At 52.2% G+C, this 23280-nt stretch carries 22 protein-coding genes; 5 read left to right on the top strand and 17 right to left on the bottom strand.

Annotated features, from left to right (window positions below; all coding sequences use genetic code 11):
* Positions 1–138 precede the first annotated feature (138 nt).
* From aroL to gpt, 6 genes are all read right to left on the bottom strand, one after another.
* Positions 139–672 (bottom strand): shikimate kinase AroL, encoded by a 534-nt coding sequence (gene aroL, locus X965_RS15605; protein ID WP_004237865.1) that lies wholly within the window; start codon positions 670–672, stop codon positions 139–141.
* A 154-nt stretch (positions 673–826) separates the two neighbouring features.
* A complete protein-coding gene (proA, locus tag X965_RS15610) occupies positions 827–2080 on the bottom strand; it encodes a glutamate-5-semialdehyde dehydrogenase (RefSeq protein WP_036418785.1) in 1254 nt (417 codons plus the stop codon).
* A gap of 12 nt (positions 2081–2092) precedes the next feature.
* A complete protein-coding gene (gene proB, locus X965_RS15615) occupies positions 2093–3196 on the bottom strand; it encodes a glutamate 5-kinase (protein WP_004237863.1) in 1104 nt (367 codons plus the stop codon).
* Between the two features lie 94 nt (positions 3197–3290).
* The gene (gene crl, locus X965_RS15620; RefSeq protein WP_004237862.1) at positions 3291–3692 is read right to left on the bottom strand and encodes a sigma factor-binding protein Crl; all 402 of its coding nucleotides are present in this window, start codon (positions 3690–3692) and stop codon (positions 3291–3293) included.
* Positions 3693–3760: 68 nt separating this feature from the next.
* Positions 3761–5008, bottom strand: coding sequence for an esterase FrsA (gene frsA, locus X965_RS15625; protein WP_004237861.1), 1248 nt, complete (start codon positions 5006–5008; stop codon positions 3761–3763).
* 9 nt (positions 5009–5017) lie between these two features.
* Complete coding sequence (gene gpt, locus X965_RS15630) at positions 5018–5476, bottom strand: xanthine phosphoribosyltransferase (RefSeq protein WP_015422528.1); 459 nt, start codon at positions 5474–5476, stop codon at positions 5018–5020.
* 268 nt (positions 5477–5744) lie between these two features.
* Between gpt and pepD the strand changes: the two genes are divergently transcribed.
* A complete protein-coding gene (gene pepD / locus X965_RS15635; protein WP_015422527.1) occupies positions 5745–7205 on the top strand; it encodes a beta-Ala-His dipeptidase in 1461 nt (486 codons plus the stop codon).
* 54 nt (positions 7206–7259) lie between these two features.
* On the opposite strand, the gene dinB is transcribed toward pepD, so the two are convergent.
* Positions 7260–8315 (bottom strand): DNA polymerase IV, encoded by a 1056-nt coding sequence (gene dinB, locus X965_RS15640; protein WP_015422526.1) that lies wholly within the window; start codon positions 8313–8315, stop codon positions 7260–7262.
* Positions 8316–8528: 213 nt separating this feature from the next.
* Here dinB and X965_RS15645 point away from each other — a divergent pair, with 213 nt between their 5' ends.
* Both X965_RS15645 and X965_RS15650 read left to right on the top strand, forming a co-directional pair.
* Complete coding sequence (locus X965_RS15645; protein ID WP_015422525.1) at positions 8529–9380, top strand: glycerophosphodiester phosphodiesterase family protein; 852 nt, start codon at positions 8529–8531, stop codon at positions 9378–9380.
* A 334-nt stretch (positions 9381–9714) separates the two neighbouring features.
* A complete protein-coding gene (locus tag X965_RS15650) occupies positions 9715–10488 on the top strand; it encodes a hypothetical protein (RefSeq protein ID WP_214270518.1) in 774 nt (257 codons plus the stop codon).
* 68 nt (positions 10489–10556) lie between these two features.
* Here X965_RS15650 and nqrM read toward each other — a convergent pair whose 3' ends face one another.
* The 8 genes from nqrM to X965_RS15690 all read right to left on the bottom strand — a co-directional run bounded on the left by nqrM (position 10557) and on the right by X965_RS15690 (position 17750).
* Complete coding sequence (gene nqrM, locus X965_RS15655; protein ID WP_024472643.1) at positions 10557–10784, bottom strand: (Na+)-NQR maturation NqrM; 228 nt, start codon at positions 10782–10784, stop codon at positions 10557–10559.
* Positions 10785–10802: 18 nt separating this feature from the next.
* Complete coding sequence (locus X965_RS15660; RefSeq protein ID WP_004237854.1) at positions 10803–11840, bottom strand: FAD:protein FMN transferase; 1038 nt, start codon at positions 11838–11840, stop codon at positions 10803–10805.
* A gap of 74 nt (positions 11841–11914) precedes the next feature.
* On the bottom strand, positions 11915–13141 hold the full coding sequence (gene nqrF / locus X965_RS15665) for an NADH:ubiquinone reductase (Na(+)-transporting) subunit F (protein WP_004238760.1): 1227 nt from the start codon (positions 13139–13141) through the stop codon (positions 11915–11917).
* A gap of 15 nt (positions 13142–13156) precedes the next feature.
* Complete coding sequence (gene nqrE / locus X965_RS15670; RefSeq protein ID WP_004237852.1) at positions 13157–13753, bottom strand: NADH:ubiquinone reductase (Na(+)-transporting) subunit E; 597 nt, start codon at positions 13751–13753, stop codon at positions 13157–13159.
* A gap of 3 nt (positions 13754–13756) precedes the next feature.
* Positions 13757–14386, bottom strand: coding sequence for an NADH:ubiquinone reductase (Na(+)-transporting) subunit D (locus X965_RS15675; RefSeq protein ID WP_004237851.1), 630 nt, complete (start codon positions 14384–14386; stop codon positions 13757–13759).
* Positions 14379–15173 carry a Na(+)-translocating NADH-quinone reductase subunit C gene (locus X965_RS15680; RefSeq protein WP_036418789.1) on the bottom strand — a complete coding sequence of 265 codons (795 nt, stop codon included), beginning with the start codon at positions 15171–15173 and terminating at the stop codon, positions 14379–14381. The genes X965_RS15675 and X965_RS15680 overlap by 8 nt, the downstream gene beginning before the upstream one ends.
* Positions 15166–16404, bottom strand: coding sequence for an NADH:ubiquinone reductase (Na(+)-transporting) subunit B (locus tag X965_RS15685; protein WP_036418792.1), 1239 nt, complete (start codon positions 16402–16404; stop codon positions 15166–15168). Before X965_RS15685 ends, X965_RS15680 begins: the two co-directional genes overlap by 8 nt.
* Before the next feature lie 2 nt (positions 16405–16406).
* Positions 16407–17750 (bottom strand): Na(+)-translocating NADH-quinone reductase subunit A, encoded by a 1344-nt coding sequence (locus X965_RS15690; protein WP_004237846.1) that lies wholly within the window; start codon positions 17748–17750, stop codon positions 16407–16409.
* Between the two features lie 413 nt (positions 17751–18163).
* Here X965_RS15690 and X965_RS15695 point away from each other — a divergent pair, with 413 nt between their 5' ends.
* Positions 18164–18910 carry a murein L,D-transpeptidase family protein gene (locus X965_RS15695; RefSeq protein ID WP_004238762.1) on the top strand — a complete coding sequence of 249 codons (747 nt, stop codon included), beginning with the start codon at positions 18164–18166 and terminating at the stop codon, positions 18908–18910.
* On the opposite strand, the gene X965_RS15700 is transcribed toward X965_RS15695, so the two are convergent.
* Both X965_RS15700 and lpcA read right to left on the bottom strand, forming a co-directional pair.
* Positions 18880–19656 (bottom strand): class II glutamine amidotransferase, encoded by a 777-nt coding sequence (locus X965_RS15700; RefSeq protein WP_004237844.1) that lies wholly within the window; start codon positions 19654–19656, stop codon positions 18880–18882. The two genes, X965_RS15695 and X965_RS15700, sit on opposite strands and share 31 nt — an antisense overlap.
* Before the next feature lie 209 nt (positions 19657–19865).
* On the bottom strand, positions 19866–20444 hold the full coding sequence (gene lpcA / locus X965_RS15705) for a D-sedoheptulose 7-phosphate isomerase (RefSeq protein ID WP_036418795.1): 579 nt from the start codon (positions 20442–20444) through the stop codon (positions 19866–19868).
* Between the two features lie 356 nt (positions 20445–20800).
* Here lpcA and fadE point away from each other — a divergent pair, with 356 nt between their 5' ends.
* The gene (gene fadE, locus X965_RS15710) at positions 20801–23251 is read left to right on the top strand and encodes an acyl-CoA dehydrogenase FadE (protein ID WP_004237842.1); all 2451 of its coding nucleotides are present in this window, start codon (positions 20801–20803) and stop codon (positions 23249–23251) included.
* The last annotated feature ends 29 nt before the right edge of the window (positions 23252–23280 follow it).

The raw sequence follows: 23280 nt of genomic DNA on the forward strand, positions 1-23280 counted from the left end.
ATTTATTATTCCGCCAATCAGTTCGGCGGGCAGACGCTTTAATAATAACACAGCGGATTGATTAACCAACTGACAGAGCGGTACGGAATTACCTTTATTCGATTTGTGTCACTGTTCACAATAATACAGCAACAGGCACTATACGGCGGCGTGGATGCAGGTGCAGATCTGACTGATTAGTTCCGGCACCGGACAGGTGGCATCCACCACGATATCCGCGCATTCCAGATAGAGCGGCTCGCGTTTGCTCAGCACCTCTGCCATCTCCTCCACAATGCATTTGCCGGTCAGGCTCGGACGCTGATGCGCCTGAGGTGTGTGTGACAACCGTTCCGCCAGGGTTTCGGCACTGGCGCGCAGATACACCACTTTGCCGGAGGATTGCATAAACGCCCGGTTTTCCGGTGCCATCACAATGCCGCCGCCGGTGGAGACCAGACGGTGCGGTTTACTGACCTGACGCAGCACATCACTTTCCAGCTCGCGGAAACTGCGCCAGCCCGATTGTTCCACCAGCTGGGAGATAGACATCCGGCACTGTTCTGTCACACAGGCATCAGTGTCAATAAAATCGTACAGTAATGCCTGTGCCAGTGGTTTACCCACCGTGGTTTTGCCAGCCCCGCGGGCGCCGATAAGATAAATAATCGGTTTCTCATCCTGATGATTCATACTATCCGCTTTCTCCGCAGGTGTTCATAATATTTTACATAAGTGTAAATTAAGATGGCCTATCATAGCGTACTCAGATAAAAAGCTAAAGCGCGATCCGCAGAACGTGGCTGTCATCTGACAAAAAACGTCCTGCGGATGCATAACGGCCTGTTTATGAACGGATCGTGTGGTCACCGACCCCGATCCACTTATAGGTGGTCAGTGCCGCCAGCCCCATCGGGCCGCGGGCATGCAGTTTCTGGGTGCTGACCGCGACTTCCGCGCCCAGTCCGAACTGACCGCCGTCAGTGAAACGGGTGCTGGCGTTAACATAAACTGCTGATGAATCAATATTTGAGACGAAATAATCAGCCTGAGACATGGATTGTGTCAGAATCGATTCCGAGTGCTGAGTGCCGTAATGACGGATATGCTCAATCGCCCCGTCAATGTCCTTCACAATCACCACATTCAGATCAAGTGACAGCCATTCATCTGACAGCTGTGCTTCTGTTACGGCTTCCGTCTTCGCCGGGCCGTTTTTCAGCAGCGCCAGCGCGGCAGGATCCGCATGCAGGGTAACATTATCCGCCGCCATGTGATCACTCAGCAGCGGCAGGAATTCTGCAGCCACTTTTTCATGCACCAGCAGCGTTTCCACCGCATTACAGACACTCGGACGCTGCACTTTGGCATTGCGGATGACCGGCAGCGCTTTATGCAGATCCGCCGTTTCATCAACAAAAATATGACACACGCCGATACCGCCGGTGATCACCGGGATCGTGGACTGCTCACGACACAGACGATGCAGACCGGCACCGCCGCGCGGAATAAGAATATCCACATAGCGATCCATCTTCAGCAATTCATTGACCAACGCACGATCCGGGGTATCAATCGCCTGGATCGCCGCCTGCGGCAGGCCACACTCACTGAGCGCCTGCTGAATAACACTGACCATCGCCACATTGGTATTGTGTGTCTCTTTGCCGCCGCGCAGGATCACCGCATTACCGGTTTTCAGGCACAGCGAGGCAACATCCACCGTCACATTCGGGCGTGCTTCATAAATCACACCGACCACACCGAGCGGCACACGGCGGCGCTCAAGGCGCAGACCACTTTCCAGCACACCGCCGTCGATCACTTCCCCGACAGGATCCGCCAGCTGACAGACCTTACGCACGTCCGCAGCAATACTTTCCAGGCGTGCCTGCGTCAGCAGCAGGCGATCAAGCATCGCCTCTGAGGTGCCCTGCTCACGGGCTTTGGCAATATCAAGTTCATTGGCAGCAAGGATCGGCGCACTGTTCTGTTCCAGCAGATCGGCGATGCGGGTCAGAGCCTGATTTTTCTGTTTTCCGGAAAGCTGAGCCAGTGCCCAGGAGGCGGCTTTGGCCGCTTTACCCATTTGTTCTAACATATGCTGATATCCTTAACTGACAATCATATCGTCGCGGTGAACAGCCACTGCGCCGTATTCATAACCTAAAATCGTGCTGATTTCCTGTGACTGCCGTCCGGCAATCAGGCGCAGTGCATCGCTGTTATACCGGCAGACACCGTGTGCCAGATCCCGCCCGTTCAGCGCGCGGATGCGGACAACCTCACCACGGGAGAAATTGCCGTTCACAGTACGGATCCCGCTCGGCAACAGGGAACTGCCCTTATCTTTCAGCGCTTTCTCCGCACCGTCATCCACAATGATCTCGCCGGCAGGCGGTGCCCCGAAGATCCACTGCTTACGCGCTTCCATCGGTGCTTTTTTCCCGAAGAACCGGGTGCCGACCGGAATATCATCAATCACATCACAAATCACCCCGGCGCGATCACCGGCAGCAATAATGACATCGATCCCCGCACGTCCTGCGACCGTCGCGGCCTGGAGCTTGGTGGCCATTCCGCCGGTGCCCAGCCCGGAGACACTGTCGCCTGCAACACTGCGCAGTTCATCGCTGATGTCATGCACTTCAGAAATCAGGGTGGCGTCCGGGTTGCTGCGCGGATCGGCAGTATACAGCCCTTCAATATCGGTCAGCAGCAGGAGCTTATCCGCCCCGCCGAGGATCGCTGCCAGCGCGGAGAGGTTATCGTTATCTCCGACTTTAATTTCTGCTGTGGCAACCGCATCATTTTCATTGATGACCGGCACAATGCCGTTATCCAGCAGTGCGGTCAGCGTGTCACGGGCATTCAGGAAACGCTCGCGATCTTCCATATCCGCGCGGGTCAGCAGCATCTGGCCGATATGGATACCGTAAATCGAGAACAGGCGCTCCCATAACTGGATCAGGCGGCTCTGACCAACGGCCGCCAGCAGCTGTTTGGACGCAATGGTGGCGGGGAGTTCCGGGTAACCGAGGTGTTCACGACCGGCGGCAATCGCCCCGGAAGTCACAATAATAATACGGTGCCCTTTTGCATACTGCTGCGCACACTGCCGGACCAGTTCAACAATCCTGGCCTGATTTAAATGTCGTGATCCGCCGGTCAGCACACTTGTGCCCAGTTTGACAACCAGCGTTTGGCTGCTATTCATTGCGTTCTACCATTCATTTTGCGGGATAAGAAAAGATGACCTGTTTTAACAGGTGATGCGCGCCATGCCAACAGGCACAACGCAAAACCGGACATTAATCCGGCTGCTTTCCGGGGGGCGGTGATACCGGTGACGGGGTCAGGGACAGATCCAGTTCCTGAAGAACGGCCTGTAAGCGGGGATAAAAATCAGTCAGGGTTTTGCTGACCGCATCACGGATCTCTTTGTCAGACAGGGATTTTTCCTGCCAGAGCCCTTTTTTATCAAATACCCCGGTATGGTATTCTGAGACAAACCCGGTTTCCTGCGGGATCAGTGTCAGCCACCAGCCAAAAAACTCACGTTTTTCCGGCGCGACCCCCGCATTCACACACACCGCCAGGCAGTCAAAAAAATAGTGCCCCTCCTGACACTGCGGCTCACGGATATACGGACCCAATGCAGTGAAACATCGCAGCAACCTGCCGCGTGTGTAATCTGAAACCAGTGCCATCATTAAGCCTCCTTTCAGCGAAGGCTTAGTTGTAGCAAACAGACAGGAATTATCAATGATTATTATGCTGTTCAGGATAAAATTCTGGTGAGCCAGCGGGTGGCCTCATCCAGCGATTTGTGGAAAGTGTCAAAAACCGGCGTATGGCCGAATTCCACCAGCTTACCGTCAGCGCTGGAGCGGACAATCAGCTCCGATTCACTTTTCGGGCTGAACACATCCTCTTTCCAGCACATGCTCAGCACCGGCAGTGAACAGCGGCGGCCGAGCAGTCCCTGATTTTTCAGAGATAAGCAACCGAGCCGGGTGCGGACAGTATCAAGGTCAGTACAGCGCGCCGCCGCACGGCTGGCCAGCACATCCATATACATGCCGGGAATTTTATCCTGCCGCTCCGGGCTGACAAACAGATCATGCACCACCGGCCCGAACAGCACGGCCCCCCGCAGCTGATGTGCGGACAGGTATGCCATACGCATCGCCACATTGGCACCAAAACGCAGCCCCATCACCGCCACACGGGTGTGGTCAATCCACGGCACATTGCGCAGCTGATCCAGTACCTGCTGGTGCATCAGGCTGCTTTCCTGGCCTAAAGTCTGTTTTGAAGAGTAACCGATTGACGGCATATCCAGCGTCAGCAGTGCAATGCCCTGCGGTGCCAGATAGTCACGGAAGTAGCGGCAGTAATCACTTTGCAGATTATCCAGACTGCCGCACATCATCACCACCGGAAACGCACTGCCTTTCCCCGGCGGGAGGTGCAGGAAAGCGCAGATGTTTCCGCCGCTCTCCATTTTGAATTCAATTTTTTTCAGTTCATATGCGGCAAACCGGGCGGAGTTTTCATACGCCTGATTTGCCAGAACGGTAGCCTGATCCGCCAGCTCATCCCCTTTTAAATGGGGATATCCCGCAATACTGTACAGATTTGCGGCAAGCAGCCAGGCTTCACAGGCTTTTTCGCCGGATTCAAATTCCAGCGCTTTGCGCTGCCACAACATCGCCTGCTGAGACCATTCATAAGCCCAGTTACCGCGGCGGTAGCCGATCACCGTATCCAGCAGTGCATCATCACTGCGGGGGGCATCAGATGCCGCGATCCGGCTGAGAACCTCTTCGGTTTCCAGCGGCGGGATCCCCCGCCAGGCCCACATTAAGCGGTTAATCATGCGATACCAGCCCGGATGGGTACATCCGCTCAGGACGCTGCCCCTGACTTCCTTCATCCCGGAACGGGTAAAGTTCACCAGTGCGGATGTCTCAGGGTGCTTGATTTTCGGCTTAAACAGTTTCTCTGACAGGTTCTGTTGTGTCATGGCATTCGCTTACTGATCGCAGATTGGTTTAACAAAACTGACGGTCATATCCCACGGCTGTTCGATCCAGGTATCCTGCGGGATATCAACCACATAATCGTCAACCAGCGGACGTCCGGCCGGTTTGGCAAAAATAGTGACGAAATGCGCTTTCGGATACATATCGCGGATCATCTGAGCAGTACCGCCGGTGTCCACCAGATCATCAACAATGATAAATCCTTCGCCGTCACCTTCGGCTTTTTTCAGGACTTTCATATCGCGCTGATGGTCATGATCATAGCTGGAAATGCAGACAGTATCCACATGACGGATACCCAGTTCACGAGCGAGTAAGGCACCCGGCACCAGACCACCGCGGCTTACGGCGATGATGCCTTTCCATTGTTCGGTTGGCATTAAACGCTGTGCCAGTTTACGGGCATGCATTTGCAACATATCCCACGTTACGACGTATTTTTCGCTCATATCAGATTGATCCCGGCTTGATTATTTACAGAAAAGAGTCTTTTTTGCGGAAAAAAGGTTGCGCGAGATTATAGTGACTTGAGCCGCCAAAGACCAGAGTATCTGACAAATTCATCATAATTCCCTGTTATGACACACGCACTTTGCGTAAGAATTTGCTATTCTCCGGACATCGGATATTCGCGACCGCTCATTTTAAACAGCGTTACCGGCCGCCTTCGGGTATCCTCCCCCTAATAATGAAAAATGCAGTAACAGGAGATCGAACGTGTCTGAACTATCACAATTATTTCCGCAGCCGCTGTGGGATATTTTTGCCAAAATCTGCTCTATTCCTCATCCGTCCTACCACGAAGAGCAACTGGCTGCACATATTATTGAATGGGCAAAAGAAAAGGAATTCCACGTTGAACGCGACAGCGTCGGTAATATCCTGATCCGCAAACCGGCCAGCAAAGGCCTGGAAAACCGCAAAGCGGTCGTTCTGCAGGCGCACCTGGATATGGTGCCGCAGAAAAATAATGATACAGCACACGATTTCGAAAAAGATCCGATTCAGCCGTACATCGACGGCGACTGGGTAACCGCGAAAGGCACCACATTAGGTGCGGATAACGGCATCGGTATGGCCTCCGCGCTGGCAGTACTGGCTGACGATTCAGTCAAACACGGGCCGCTGGAAGTTCTGCTGACCATGACAGAAGAAGCCGGGATGGACGGCGCATTCGGTCTGCAGCCGGGCTGGTTACAGGCTGATATCCTGATCAATACCGACTCCGAAGAAGAAGGTGAAATCTATATGGGTTGTGCGGGCGGTATTGACGTCACCACAACACTCTCACTGAGCCGTGAAGCCGTTCCGGCCGGTTACAGCACCTTCACCCTGACCCTCAAAGGTCTCAAAGGCGGCCACTCCGGCGGCGATATTCATCTGGGCCTCGGCAATGCCAACAAATTACTGGCCCGTTTCCTGGCCGGTCACGCCACAGAACTCGGCGCGCGTCTGGTTGATTTTCAGGGCGGCACACTGCGCAACGCGATTCCGCGCGAAGGCCACATCACTCTGGCAGTACCGGCAGATAAAGCCGCACAGCTGAAATCGCTGGCACAGACCTTTGAAGCGCTGCTCAGAGAAGAGCTCGCGCAGAAAGAGAAAAACCTGGTTGTCACCCTGGAAGCTGCAACCGCTGCTCAGGGCGCTCTGACCGCTGATGTGCAGTCCCGCTTTATCAATATGCTCAATGTGATGCCGAACGGCGTGATCCGCATGAGTGACGTGGTTCCGGGCGTGGTCGAAACCTCACTGAACGTGGGTGTGGTGAAAATGAGTGACGACCGTGTGCAGATTATCTGCCTGGTACGTTCCCTGATTGAATCCGGCAAATCCTCCGTGGTCAGCATGCTGACCTCGCTGGCGGCACTGTCCGGTGCGGATATTGTTGCCGAAGGCGGCTATCCGGGCTGGCAGCCGGATGCAGACTCTCCGGTCATGCATCTGGTCAGCGAAACCTATCAGCAGCTGTTTGACAAAACCCCGAACATCATGGTGATCCACGCCGGTCTTGAGTGCGGTTTATTCAAAAAACCGTATCCGGACATGGACATGGTCTCCATCGGGCCGACCATCACCGGAGCGCACTCCCCTGATGAACAAGTACATATCAAGAGTGTCGGGCAGTACTGGCAGTTACTGACCGCTATCTTAAAAGCGATCCCTGAAAAAGCGTAATCGCCTTATTCAGCTCAGCGGCGGGATAATTATCCCGCCGTTTTTATATGTGATTCAGAACCCGAGCAGCAACTGCCGCTCAAGCTGCGGATCCCGCAGTGTTACATGCAGCCCCACCAGCCGTACGCCGCGCCCTTCCCGGCGGCTCTCCCAGGCCAGTTCCGCCGTTTTCAGCAAATCCGCTTTATCCAGCACCTGATGGACATGTTCCTGTGTGGTCTGCTGAAAGTCCGCAAACTTCAGTTTAATGCCCTGACGGGCGATCCGCAGATCCGGTGACACCTTTGTCAGACGACGCTCCAGCTCCGGAAACAGCTCATCAATAATCGTCTGACACTCATCCCACGAGGCAATATCTTCCGCCAGTGTCCGCTCGACACCGACAGATTTCCGTTCCCTGTCCGGACAAACCGGCCGCTCATCGCTACCGTGACTGCGCTGCCAGATGATCTGCCCGAACTTTCCGAACTGTTTCAGCAGCGATATCTGATCATAATTCTGCACATCCCGGCAGGTCTCCAGACCGAGATCAGCCAGTCGCTTTGCTGTCACCTTTCCCACACCGGGAATTTTACGCAGTGGCAGTGACAACACAAAATCCGTCACCTGCTCCGGCGTGATAATGTACTGCCCGTCGGGTTTATTCAGATCAGACGCAATTTTGGCAAGGAATTTCACCGGTGCCACACCGGCAGATGCGGTCAGCCCCAGCTCGGTAAAAATGGTTTTGCGGATCTCTTCCGCCATCAGTGTGGCTGAACCCCGGCACTGCGGGCTGTCCGTCACATCAAGATAAGCTTCATCCAGTGACAGCGGCTCAATCAGTGAAGTATAACGGGCGAAAATCGCATGCAGGTGGCGGGAGGTGGTTTTATACAGCTCCATCCGCCCAGGGATCACTTTCAGATGCGGACACAGCAGCAGTGCTTTTGCCGTTGACATCGCGCTGTGCACCCCGAAGCGCCGCGCCGGATAATTGGCGGTCGCAATCACACCACGCCGGTCGGAACTGCCGCCGATAGCCAGCGGGATATCGCGCAGACGGGGATCGTCACGCATTTCAATCGCCGCATAAAAGCAATCCATATCAATATGAATTATTTTACGCATCCGCCTCTCCTGCTCACCAATAACACTGTTTAAATATACAGTTAAAATCAATGCAATTCAAATCGGTTAATTTGCTTATTATTCACCAAATCAATCAGTGGGCTGAAATTTGCAGGTTTGTACTTTTTTTCTGTGATTACATCCGGTTGTCATGTTACTCCGCTACAACAGCGTGACATCACACCTGGTCTCATTCTTTTTGACGGACGGATTATGAAAAAAATACTATCAGCCCTTTTCCTGAGTGGCATTGTTATGACAGCCCATGCAGCACCGCAGATTATTGCCCATCGCGCCGCCACGGCGGACGCCCCTGAGAATACCCTTTATGCCATCGATAAGGCGCTGAGTAACAAAGCCGATGCCATCTGGATCACCCTTCAGCTCTCAAAGGACAACCAGGTGGTGTTATACCGCCCGTCTGATCTGAAATCCCTGACCGACAAAACCGGTCCGGTTTCCGGTTACAGCGCCGCAGAACTGGCACAAACCGATGCAGCCCGGGATTATAATCAGAAAAATAAAACCCATATCAAGGCTTCTGTTCCGGCACTGGATGCCGTCCTGAGCCGTTACCCGGATACTTTTTTCTACCTCGATATCAAATCTCCGGACGCCTCACCGGCGGTTTTTGCACAACAGCTGGATTCAGTACTGACCCGTCATAACGCCAAAAACCGTGTCCGCGTCTATTCAACCGATCAGGATTATCTGGCTGCCCTGCCGCCGTCAATCCCCGTTTTTGAAAGCCGTGATACCACCCGTAATGCACTGGCCGGCAGCCTGATCACACACACCTGTGACCTGGCAGATAATCCGCAGCCGCGCTGGTATGGCTTTGAACTGCACCGTAACGTGGATGTGGTTGAAACCTTCACATTGGGTGAAGCACGCTCTCCGGTTGTGCTGACCTGGGATAAAACCGCAATGGATTGTTTTCGTAAAAATAATCAAAACCATGTTGTTCTGTTCGGTATAAAAACACCCGCCGATTTACAACTGGCGACAGAATTGGGTGCAGATGGCGTGATGGTCGATTCGCTGCTCAATATGAAAATAAAATAATTAATCAAGGTATTATTACTTGGTAATTTTACCCGCCTGAAAAATAAGAGTGAGATTTAACAGATGATGAATATCACTCTTATTTAATACATTCTGTCTCTTCCTGCCATTTACTCTGTAATCCTTACATAATATTTTATAATCTCAGCAAACCTAATTAATTATAGTAATTTATTTATCAGGCCACTTTTGTTATAACTATAAGAAACATCCGGGAGGCTATGCGGTGATAAGTAACCTGTTCTTCGATTTAAATTCACCACCAAAATCCCTCTTTGTTTTTACGGGATTATTTTTTCTGTTATTCAGTGTTTATTCTTACGCAGACTGCAGTTTGTATTCAGATGAGACACGCAGCAGTAACTTTATTATTCTGGGTGCCGGTATGATCAACGGCCCGGTAAAATCCGTCATCACAACAGCACATTCCCCGGACAACAAAAACAGCAATATTATGATTAACGGGCAATATGACCTGACGCCGTGTGGTGAACTGAGTTACTTTTCGCTGGAAGTTACCGAGCACTACCCGGGGTTGCAAAACCGGATGTATTCCGAAGGAAAGAAGACGGAACAGGGATATACCTTATTATTCACGTCACAACTGCATGGCAGCGGAAAAGCACCCGTCACGCTGATTCATGCCCGAAGCCGCCTTTTCTATAATAATCAGAAGCAAATCGTCCGTGCCGAATCTGAAAGTAACAGTGGCGGCAATACCCAAAAATCGCATATGGAAACCGATTTTTTTTATGAAAACAGTTTAATCTCACATGCGGTATCCACAGGGGATTCCGCGGACACCGGCGGTGAAATCCGCTACGACTGGCGTCAGGATCGGCAGATAAATGCGATTATGTCCCAAAGTAACGGGCTTCCTCAGCTGAACTATGAATTTGCGTATAATGATGATGGTCAGGTTATCCGGCAGACACAGACACAACATACGCCGCTGGGCCGGGTAAAAGCTATTTATATCTGCCAGCAGACAGATACTTACGGGAATTGTGAAAAAGCACTCTGGCAGAGTATCTCTGAAGGGAATCAGGCCAATAATATTATTGTGATAAATACCGCTATTGTGACATCAGACTATCGTTATTACTGATTCCGTATTGTTGTCCTGCCATTAATAAACAAAGGCGCTTTAAGGCGCCTTTGTTATATCTTCCGAATCTATACAATCCGGTTTTTATTCAGTTTCTCTTCGCGGGCAGCTTCACGTGCCATTCGTTTTTTCCGGGCATCACACGGTTCAGGACAGTCACAGACTTTCTCGACACCAATGCTGCTCAGCCCGCCGCAGCTTCCCTGAATGCTCTTGCGCTTAATAATATACCCGAGAGACATTCCCAGAAACGCGACCAGAAACAGGATAAAGGTTGCGATAAATACTTTTATCATCATATCAGCCACCTCCTTTTATTTTTGCTGCAAATAGGGCTTAAATGCCTCACTGTAGCGTTCTTCAAATCCCTTCTCTGTTTTGACAATCATAAAAACAGGGATATTTTGCGCATTCGCCACTTCAAGCCCGCGCTCCGGCCCGAGCACATTCAGTCCGGTAGAAAAGCCATCCGCACTCATGCAATTATCAGCAATCACCGTAATCGATACCAGATTATGGTTAATCGGACGTGCTGTTTTCGGATCAATGGTATGTGAATAACGGACATTATTCTCTTCAAAATAATTCCGGTAATCCCCGGATGTCGCCACAGAGGCATTCCCCGGCTCAATGATTTCCTGTGCAGACTGGCTCAGCCCCTGTGACGACGGTTTTTCAATCGCAATGCGCCACGGTTTGCCTTTGCCGTTAATGCCCTGTGTCCGGACTTCGCCGCCCACATCCACCATATAATTACGGATATTCTGTGATTCCAGGTATTCTGCCACCGCATCCACCCCGTAGCCTTTGGCAATCGAGGACAGATCCACATACAGTTCCGGCACTGTCTTAATCAGATTATTACCTTCAACCTTCAGTTTATCAATTCCGGTCCACTGACGGCGGGTTTCGATATCCTGCTCTGTCGGCACATGGGTCACGCGCCCTTCCGGACCAAATCCCCATAAATTGACCAGCGGGCCGACGGTGACATCCAGTGCGCCGTCTGTCAGCTGATTAATACGGATAGCCTCACGAACCACTTTTGCAGTCGCGGCAGAGACCGGAAACGGCGTATTCACCTCACGGCTCTGATTAAAACGGCTGAGTTCAGAATCCGGCCGGTAGGTGGACATCTGGTCATTGACCTCTTCCAGCACCACATCAATGCCTTTCTGCAGTGATTCCGCCGACGGGCCTTTCGGGTCAGCGACATATTTTATCGCGTAATAGGTGCCCATCGTTTTGCCGTTCAGGGTTACCTGCTGTGTTTCCGGAGTGTTATCACCGCACGCGCTCAGTAACAATGCCATCAGTGCCAGCGGCAGGAAAGCCCGTTTTATTTTTACCATATACAATCCAGTCTGATTTCAGATCATCTGCGCCCACAGGTGTGGGCGCAGTTTCGTTATGACAGGGGCGGAAATCAGCCGCCGAAGTCATCCAGCATAATGTTCTCGTCTTCCACACCCAGATCTTTGAGCATCTTGATCACGGCGGCGTTCATCATCGGCGGCCCGCACATGTAGAACTCACAATCTTCCGGTGCCGGGTGATTTTTCAGGTAATGCTCATAGAGAACATTATGAATAAACCCGGTGTATCCGTCCCAGTTATCTTCCGGCAGGGCATCAGACAACGCCACGTTCCAGGTGAAGTTTTCATTCTCAGCCTGAAGCTGGTCAAAATCTTCCTCATAGAACATTTCACGTTTTGAACGCGCACCATACCAGAAAGACATCTTACGTTTGGAGTGCAGACGCTTGAGCTGATCGAAGATATGCGAACGCATCGGCGCCATCCCCGCACCACCACCAATAAAGATCATTTCCGCGTCGGTATCTTTCGCGAAGAACTCCCCGAACGGCCCGGAAATTGTCACTTTATCACCCGGTTTCAGTGACCAGATGTAAGAGGACATAATCCCCGGAGGCGCATCCGGCACACGCGGAGGCGGTGTGGCGATACGCACGTTCAGCATGATAATGCCGTGCTCTTCCGGATAGTTCGCCATAGAGTAAGCACGCACTGTCGGCTCTTTCACATCAGACACATAGCGGAACAGGTTGAACTTGTCCCAGTCCTCGCGGTATTCCTGCGGCACATCAAACTCATCATAGCGGACCACATGCGGCGGACATTCAATCTGAATATAACCACCGGCACGGAACGGCACACTTTCGCCATCAGGAATTTTCAGTTTCAGCTCTTTAATGAAAGTCGCTTTGTTATCATTGGAGATAACTTCGCACTCCCATTTTTTCACCCCGAAGATCTCTTCCGGCAGCTCAATTTTCAGATCCTGCTTCACATTCACCTGGCACGCCAGACGGCAGCCTTCACGGGCTTCGCGTTTATTAATGTGAGACATTTCTGTCGGCAGAATATCACCGCCGCCTTCTTTGATCTTCACGCGGCACTGGCCGCAGGTTCCGCCTCCGCCGCAGGCCGAGGAGACAAAAATCCCCTGACCGGACAGCACATTCAGTAACTTGTCACCGGCCGGTGCGTCGAAGCTTTTCTCCGCATCGCCGTTGATTTCAATCTTAACGTCCCCTGTGTTCACCAGTTTTGATTTTGCAAACAAAATCAACGCGGTCAGCGCCAGAACAATCAGGGTAAACATTGCCACGCCTAAAATAACGATATCCATAATTGCGTTTCACCCTTATAACTGTACGCCGGAGAAGGACATAAAGCCCAGAGCCATCAGTCCGGTGGTCACGAATGTGATCCCCAGCCCTTTCAGGCCGGCCGGTACGTCAGAGTATTTCATCTTCTCGCGGATAGCGGCCATCAGCACGATCGCCAGCAGCCAGCCGATACCGGAAGCGAACCCGTAAACCACAGACTCCGTAAAGTTGTAGTCGCGCTGCGCCATAAAGGACACACCACCGAAAATCGCACAGTTTACGGTGATTAACGGCAAGAAGATCCCCAGCGCGTTATACAGTGCCGGGAAGTAGCGATCCAGAATCATCTCCAGAATCTGTACCAGCGCCGCAATGACCCCGATAAAGGTAATGAAATTCAGGAAGCTTAAATCCACACCTTCCATCAGTGCGCCGTCGCGCAGCAGCAGGTTGTACACCAGGTTGTTTGCCGGAACCGAAATCCCCAGCACCACGGTAACCGCCACGCCGAGACCAAACGCCGTTTTGACGTTTTTCGACACCGCCAGGAACGTACACATCCCGAGGAAGAAGGCCAGTGCCATGTTTTCAATAAACACAGCCCGCACAAAGAGACTGATATAATGTTCCATATCTTAATCCTCCTCGACTTGTGACGGTTTCAGGGTACGGATCCCCCAGATAAGCATCCCGATGATAAAGAATGCACTTGGTGCCAGCAGGAACAGGCCGTTCGGCAGATACCAGCCACCGTTCTGTACTGTCTCCAGCACGGTCACACCAAAGAGTTTGCCGGAGCCGATCAGTTCGCGGAAGAAGCCCACCAGCAGCAGGATCACACCGTAACCCAGGCCGTTACCGATACCGTCCATAAAGCTTTCAAGCGGTGGTGCTTTCATGGCATACGCTTCCGCACGTCCCATCACAATACAGTTGGTAATGATCAGGCCGACGAACACGGAAAGCTGCTTGGAGATACCGTAGGCATAGGCCCTCAGGATCTGATCAACAAGAATAACCAGCGAGGCGATAATTGCCATCTGAACGATAATCCGCACACTGCCCGGAATAAAGTTACGGATCATCGAGATAAACATGCTGGAGAATGCCGTCACCAGGGTTACCGCGATGGTCATAACCAGTGCAGTTTCCAGTTTGGTGGTCACAGCCAGCGCCGAACACACACCCAGTACCTGGAGGGCAATCGGGTTGTTATCTAATAACGGTCCGAGAAGAACGCGTTTAATTTCTTTACTATCAGCCATGATTCAACGCTCCTTCGCGTACTGTTTTCAGGAACGGGCCAAAACCGTTGTCGCCCAGCCAGAAATCAAACATATGCTGGATACCGTTTGAGGTCAGTGTCGCACCGGATAAACCATCAATGCCGTACGGGCTGTCAGTGGCGCCGCTGCGGACTATTTTGATAGCCGGCATACCTTCTTCATTAAACAGCTTTTTACCAATCCACTGTTTACGCCATTGCGGGTTATCCACCTCACCGCCCAGCCCCGGCGTTTCACCGTGCTGGTAGTAAGTGATCCCCTCGGAGGTGATACCGTCGACATCAATCGCGATAAAGGCATACATCACCGACCACAGACCGGAGCCGTAAACCGGCAGAACAATCTTGCTGGTTTCACCCTGCTCATTCTGTACCAGATAGATTTCCGCGCTGTTGGCACGGCGACGGATTTTCGCCAGATCTTCTTCCGGTGACAGGGCAATACTGCTCTCATCACTGCGCAGTTCATCGTTGAGATCGTACTTGCCGGTGCTGTCGCTCATCTGACCGGTTTTTAAATTCACCATTTTTGCTCTGATGAATTTTTTATAGACAGCATCGATTTCGTCTGCCGGCATGGATGGCGTCAGTAACCCGGCCACATCCAGAATGTTACGCTGCTTATCCAGCATAATCTGGTTCTGCTGCGTGGACTTCAGCCCCACAGCAGAACCGGCCACGACTATTGAACACACAAGGCAAAGGACGAAGACAACGATAAACGTTCTTGCGACACTGTCCTTGTTTTTCGTTTTTTCATTAGCCACGTGCTTTTCTCCGTTTAATGTTTGCCTGAACCACCAGATAATCAAATAACGGGGCGAATAAGTTGGCGAACAGGATAGCCAGCATCATCCCTTCCGGATATGCCGGGTTTGCCACACGGATCAGGACACACATCACCCCGATCAGGATCCCGTAAGCCCATTTCCCTTTGTCGGTAAATGAGGCTGAAACCGGGTCCGTCGCCATGAAAATCATACCGAAGGCAAAACCGCCCAGGACCAGATGCCAGTACCACGGCATAGCAAACAGCGGGTTGGTATCCGAACCAATCATATTAAAGACGGCGGACATTGCGATCATCCCGACCATCACACCGGCCACAATACGCAGAGACGCAATACGGGCAAACAGAATGACTGCACCACCGATCAGAATCATCAGCGTGGAAACTTCACCAATCGAGCCCGGTACGTTACCGATAAAGGCATCCATCCAGGAAATCGGCTGATTGGTCATGGTATTAACGAGCTGATGCTCGCCACCGACCGCCCACTGTGACAGCGGGGTTGCGCCGGAGAAGCCGTCAGCGGCAGTCCAGACGGTATCACCGGAAATCTGAGCCGGATAAGCGAAGAACAGGAAAGCACGACCGGCCAGTGCCGGGTTCAGGAAGTTGCGTCCTGTACCACCGAAAATTTCCTTTGCGACCACCACACCGAAGGTGACAGCCAGCGCGGCCTGCCATAACGGCAGCGTCGGCGGAACAATCAGTGCCAGCAGAATGGAGGTGATAAAGAAACCTTCGTTGATTTCATGCCCGCGGATCATCGCAAACAGGACTTCCCAGAAGCCGCCGACGATAAAAATCACCCCGTAGATCGGCAGGAAATAGACAGCGCCGAACAGCATCTTGCTGATCCAGCCCGCGTCCTGTGTGAAGGACACCCCGATAAGCTCCGCCAGACGATAATGCCAGTCACCGGCAATCACCTGCTGAAGCTCCGCACCGCTGTACATATCCAGCAGTACCGGCATTGCCTGGTTACCGACGTTATACATCCCCCAGAACATGGCCGGGAAAACGGATAACCAGACCAGGATCATCAGACGTTTAAGGTCGATGGAGTCACGGACATGTGAACGCCCGCGGGTAACTGTCCCCGGGGTATAGAAGATGGTGGCGGCTGCTTCGTACAGTGCATACCATCTCTGTAATTTACCGCCCGGTTCAAAATGCGGCTCAATTTTTTCGAGAAATTTTTTCAGACCCATGATTATCCTTCCTGCTCAATCCTGGTCAGTACGTCACGCAGCACCGGGCCGTACTCATATTTACTCTGACAGACATAGGTACACAGCCCCAGATCTTCCTCATCCAGCTCCAGCGCACCCAGTGCCTGGGCACTGTCAGTATCACCCGCCAGCAGATCGCGCAGGAAATGTGTCGCCATAATGTCGAGCGGCATCACACGTTCATAACTGCCGATTGGCACCATAGAACGTTCGCCACCATTCATTGATGTGGTGAATGAGAACAGTTTTTTCTTAAAGAAATGACCCAGTGTGGTGCGGGTAACCGTGTATTTGTCTGTGCCCGGCATAATCCAGCCGAACAGCTCTTTCTCCCGGCCTTCTTCCAGAACAGAGACCTGATTGGTAAAACGGCCCAGATAGTGATGAGCATCATCACTGGCCACGCCCCACAGGACCGAACCGGAAATAATGCGGTTTTCACCGGCTTTCAACTGCCCTTCGGTCAGTTCATACAGATCTGCGCCGAGGCGGGTTTTCAGCAGACGCGGATTTTCCACCTGCGGGCCACCGAGCGCCACAATACGGTCGGTATATAAAAAGCCGGTCGTGAACAGTTTACCGATGGCGATGACATCCTGGTAATTCAGAGACCAGACGGTTTTCGTTGCGCTGACCGGTTCCAGGAAGTGGATGTGCGTACCGGCAAGGCCTGCCGGATGCGGCCCGGTAAACTGCGTGTAACTAACACGATTGTTATCGGTAACTTTTGCGAAGTCATCTGTACCGTGACAAACATGAACCTTCCCTTCCGTCAGGCAGCTCAGTACCTGTAAGCCGTCATCAAATGACGCCTGTTCCTGACGGATAATCACCAGCGGATCAGCCGCCAGCGGATTGGTGTCCATAGCAGTGACAAAAATAGCAGCCGGCACAGAGCCTAATTTTGGGGTATGACTGAACGGACGTGTCCGCAGCGCGGTCCATAATCCGGAGGCCACCAGGTTTTTCTCTGCCTGTTCACGGGTCAGTGACGGCAGATCCCGGCGGTCATAACTGTCAAATGTTAATTGCTCGTCTCCCTGTATCTCAATCACCACAGATTGTAATACACGACGCTCACCACGATTGATGGCTTTTACCACTCCGCAGGCGGGGCTGGTAAAAATCACACCGGGGTTCTTTTTGTCTTCAAAAAGAGCCTGTCCTTTCTTCACTGATTCACCTTCCTGAACCAGCATCGACGGACGCATCCCGATGTATTCCTCACCCAGCAATGCTGCGTGGCGGACTGAAGGGCCATCTTCTGTGACTTGAGCAGGTGCTCCTGCGATCGGCAGGTCGAGTCCTTTTTTAATTTTAATCATAAAATTTGCACAAGTTTTTGTTAAACCCACGTCATCACTGCCGCAGCAGCGTATGACAACTCAACAATAAAAACACTCCGGGCCGTTATTGTCGCCCCGGGCTGTTTTCTCTGATGTATGTCACGATTTTGCGTAAATCAGATCCGCATTATTTTACCACTTCACAACAATTCTGTCCGGCGAAACGAGTGACCTGGTTCAAGCAAATGGGATTATTGTGATCAGAAAAAGCCTAATAACTCGCCTTTACCGAGTAGTTAAGTCATCTTTACCGATTGCTGTTTATTTTTTAACCACAACAATATTTGTAACAACCGATTTTATTCTCACAGGAAACCATTCACAAATTATCTGCATCATGGCAATCTGTTGTTACTTTTTTCACCAACCTATTGCCACCCTGAATATTAAGAATGCGACATATCATTTTTATGATGATCGGCCTGCTGTTTTTTGCGGGACAATCATCAGCAAACACGGAAAAATCCGCGTCATTATGGCTCACAGCGCCGGTGAGTGATGTCCGGAACAGCCAGGTATTCATACAGATATTTAAAGAAGAAAAAGAGCTGGAGCTTTATAAGCGGGAAAATAACGGACGTTTTAAACTGGTAAAACGCTACCCGGTTTGTCAGTTTTCCGGCGGCCTCGGACCAAAGCAACTGACCGGTGATTTAAAAAGCCCGGAAGGATTTTACCGCATCAGTCTGTCACAGCTTAACCCGAACAGTCGGTTTTACCGAGCTATCAACCTTGGTTTTCCCAATGAATTCGACCGTGCGCACGGCTATACCGGGGATTATCTGATGGTTCACGGTGACTGCAAATCCGTCGGCTGCTACGCCATGACAGATGCTTATATTGATGAGATTTACCGCTATGTGGAAAGCGCCCTGCTGAGCGGACAGACAGATCTGAATATCGCGATTTACCCTTTCCGGATGACGCCTGAGAACCTGAACCGCCACCGGAACTCCGCACATCTGGCGTTCTGGCAGCAGTTGCAGCCTGCTTATCAGTATTTCGCTGAAAATCAGATACCGGCAGTCGTTGCGGTTGTTAACGGCCGTTATGTAACCGCTGCACATTCAGCTTTACCGGCACCGGCAGCGGATACCGGTTTGCTGACTCAGAACACGGACTCATCCCGTTCGCCGTAATAAAAGAGAACGGCTTCGCCGGGCCCGATTTTCTGCCACTGTTCATTGCCGGTCAGCGGTTGCGTGGCAATCACAGACACCACATCATCCGGCCGGGTATGCTGTGAGAAATCAATCTCCACATCACTGTCCACCAACCGCGCCTTACCAAAAGGTGCGCGGCGGGTGATCCAGTGCAGATTCGTTGAACAGTACGCCAGCACATAGCTGCCGTCTGACAGCAGCATATTAAAGACACCAAACTGCCGCAGCACATCCGCCAGCCGTTTAATTTCACGGAATACTGTCTGCAGATCCTGCGGCGGCTGCGGGTATTTTTCTTTCAGCTGATTCAGCAGCCAGCAGAATGCATGCTCGCTGTCAGTCTGGCCGACCGGGGTAAAAAAACCGGTCGGCAGATGCTCATAGCCGCTGAGCTGCCCGTTATGGGCATATGTCCAGTTCCGCCCCCACAGTTCGCGGGTAAAAGGGTGGGTATTTTCCAGTGATACCACCCCTCTGTTTGCCTGGCGGATATGGGCGATCACCGCTTCGGATTTGACAGGATAGTCACGGACAAAACGGGCAACGGGGGAGTTGCAGCAGGCACGGGCGTCTTTGAATGTCCGGCAGCCCATTCCTTCATAAAACGTAATTCCCCACCCGTCTTTATGCGGCCCGGTTTCGCCGCCGCGCGGGATCAGGCCACTGAGACTGAAATGAATATCAGTCGGGACATTCGCACTCATCCCCAGCAATTCACACATCGCCTTTCTCCCTTACCCGTTTTTGTGATGACTGAGGACTATTGTTACCCGCAATCTGATAGTTTCACAATCGCGAAAATATCATTCTTTTAGATGATTTAGTTATATGTAAGGTGATTTATGCTTATGGTGAATAAGACAGGCATTACGCCATAAAAAAGCACTCAACCGGCGGCAGAGTGCTTTTTCAGGATCCGGCTTATATCCGGTTATTTGGCCATTTCTTTTTCGATCAGCATGATCAGAATATGAATAACCTTAATATGGATTTCCTGAATGCGATCCGCATAACCAAAGTGCGGAACACGGATTTCAATATCCGCGCTGCCTGCCATCTTACCGCCGTCTTTGCCGGTCAGCGTGATCACTTTCATGCCTTTGGTGCGGGCTGCTTCAATGGCTTTAATAATGTTGCCTGAATTACCGGATGTGGAGATACCGAGTAACACATCCCCTTCACGGCCGACAGATTCCACAAAACGGGAGAAAACATATTCATAGCCAAAATCATTGCTGACGCAGGATAAGTGGCTGACATCTGAAATGGCAATCGCCGGATAGCCCGGACGGTTTTCACGGTAGCGCCCGGTCAGTTCTTCCGCAAAATGCATCGCATCGCAGTGTGAACCGCCGTTGCCGCATGACATCACTTTGCCGCCCGCTTTAAAAGAATCAGCCAGCATGACAGCAGCCCGGCGGATAGCATCGATATTATTCTCATCTTTCAAAAAGTTATCGAGGGTTGCCGCTGCTTCGGTCAGTTCACCGCGGATAAGTTCCTGGTACATAGAGATAGGCTCCTGAAAATGAATCGGATTTGTCTGTCCTGAGTGTAACGGATCTGCCGGGGTGAAAGAAGTCACAATCCGTGGTATCTGCAAATAAGACACATTGAGATTGCTGACAAAGAAGGATAAAACGTGGTTTTTCCTGGTTTATTTTTACAACCTCTGTCGGTCGTCGCCAACCCCTGCGGGTTTGTCAATGGCCGGATTTTATTTTGCTAATTTTGTGAGCTGAGTTGTAAATAAAATGTGAAATCATTGAAGTTATTCCGCCGTTGCGCTAAATCTGAACACAACAGGTCAGACCTCTGATGACATCATATTGTGCTGACACGAATATCCGCCTACGGAGGTTCATCATGTTACTAATCAGCATTATTCTGTTTATCGCCGTCACCGGGTTGCTCTCATTTCACCGGGTCAGCCTGAAGTACAGTGCAATGACACTGGTACTGTTCAGTATCGTCATGAATATCTTCCGTTTATGGCCGTTTACTGTCACCGTTTTACTGGTGCTGGTTACCCTGCCGTTTGTTATCACCCCCGTCCGTCAGGCACTGTTCAGCAGCCGTCTGATGCTGCTGTTCCGCAAAGTAATGCCGCCGATGTCGCAGACAGAAAAAGAGGCGATCGATGCGGGTACCACCTGGTGGGAAGGTGATTTATTTCGCGGGCAGCCGGACTGGCAGAAACTGCACAGCTATCCTGCCCCGCAACTGACAGCAGAAGAACAGGCTTTCCTCGACGGCCCGGCAGAAGAAGCCTGCCGGATGGCCAATGATTTTGAAATTACCCACGAACTGGCAGATCTGCCGCCGGAGCTATGGCAGTTCCTGCGCGAGCATAAATTCTTCGCCATGATCATCCGCAAAGAATATGGCGGCCTGGCGTTCTCCGCCTATGCCCAGGCGCGGGTGCTGCAAAAACTCGCCGGAGTTTCCGGTATTCTGGCGATTACCGTCGGCGTTCCTAACTCACTGGGGCCGGGAGAGCTGTTACAGCACTACGGCACTGATGAGCAGAAAAAACGCTGGCTGCCGGGACTGGCCTCCGGGGAGGAAATCCCCTGCTTTGCCCTGACCAGCCCGGAAGCCGGTTCAGATGCCGGTGCCATTCCGGATACCGGGATTATCTGCACCGGCGAATGGCAGGGTGAACAGGTGCTCGGCATGCGCCTGAACTGGAATAAACGCTATATCACCCTGGCACCGGTCGCCACAGTACTGGGTCTCGCCTTTAAACTGTATGACCCGGACAAACTGCTCGGTGAAAAAGCCTCGCTCGGGATCACCTGCGCACTCATCCCGGTAAATACCCCCGGGGTTGAAACCGGCACCCGTCATTTCCCGCTTAATGTCCCGTTTCAGAACGGCCCGACACGCGGCAAAGATGTCTTTGTGCCGCTGGATTATATTATCGGCGGGCCGGCTATGGCCGGACAGGGCTGGCGCATGCTGGTGGAGTGTCTGTCGGTCGGGCGTGGTATCACCCTGCCGTCCAATGCCACCGGCGGGCTGAAAAGTGCGGCCATGGCAATCGGTGCTTATTCTTATATCCGCCGCCAGTTCCGAATGCCGATCGGCAAAATGGAAGGGATTGAGGAGCCGCTGGCGCGGATTGCCGGAAATGCCTATCTGATGGATGCCGCCGCCACACTGATCACCACCGGTATTATGCTGGGAGAAAAACCGGCGGTTCTGTCCGCGATTGTGAAATACCACTGTACCCACCGGGGACAGCGCGCCATTATTGATGCCATGGATATTGCGGGGGGTAAAGGTATCTGCCTCGGACCGTCCAACTTCCTGGCCCGCAACTATCAGGGTGCGCCTATCGCGATTACTGTCGAAGGTGCCAATATTCTGACCCGCAGTATGATTATCTTTGGTCAGGGCGCTATCCGCTGTCACCCGTACATACTGACTGAGATGGCCGCAGCGGCGGATAATCAGCTGAATGACTTCGATAACGCGCTGTTTGCTCATGTCGGCCATGTGTTAACCGCTGCCACCCGCAGTTTCTGGCTCGGACTTTCACGCGGACATTTCAGCCCGTCACCGTTCCGGGATGCCACCCGCCGCTATTATCAGCACCTCAACCGGCTGAGCGCCAACCTGGCACTGTTGTCTGATATTGCCATGGCGACACTCGGCGGCAGCTTAAAACGCCGTGAGCGGATCTCCGCCAGACTCGGCGATATACTCAGCCAGCTTTACCTGGCATCCGCCACCTTAAAACGCTTTGATGAGGATGGCCGTCCGCAGGCAGACTTACCGCTGGTGCACTGGGCTGTACAGGATTGCCTGTATGAGGCTGAAAAAGCGATGGATGAACTGCTGACCAACTTCCCTGACCGCAAAGTCGCTGCGCTGCTGCGCCTGACCATCTTCCCGACAGGCCGCCATCACCGTCCGCCGTCAGACAGACTGGACAGCAAACTCGCCCGTCTGCTGCAGGAACCGTCAGAGACCCGCGACAGAATCGGACGCGGACAATATCTGGCACCTGATCCCAACAACCCGCACGGGCTGCTCAATGCTGCACTCAGTGATATTCTCGCCGCCGAACCGCTGGTGGATCGCCTGAGCCGCATGGCTGAAAAACACATTGATTTCACCCGGCTGGATAAACTGGCAGATATTGCCCTGGAGGGCGGAAAAGTCACTCCGGAAGAAGCGGATATTCTGCGCAAAGCCGAAGCCAGCCGTCTGCGCTCGATTAATGTGGATGAGTTTGCACCGGAGATTATCGGCTTAAAATCACACGCCCATTCTCACCGTTACCGCAAAGGTGAAAATCCCGGCGCATAAATAACACGGCGGAGCAGTTCCCTGCTCCG

Origin of the sequence: Morganella sp. EGD-HP17 (assembly GCF_000512315.2) — a bacterium.
Classification (GTDB): Bacteria; Pseudomonadota; Gammaproteobacteria; order Enterobacterales; family Enterobacteriaceae; genus Morganella; species Morganella morganii.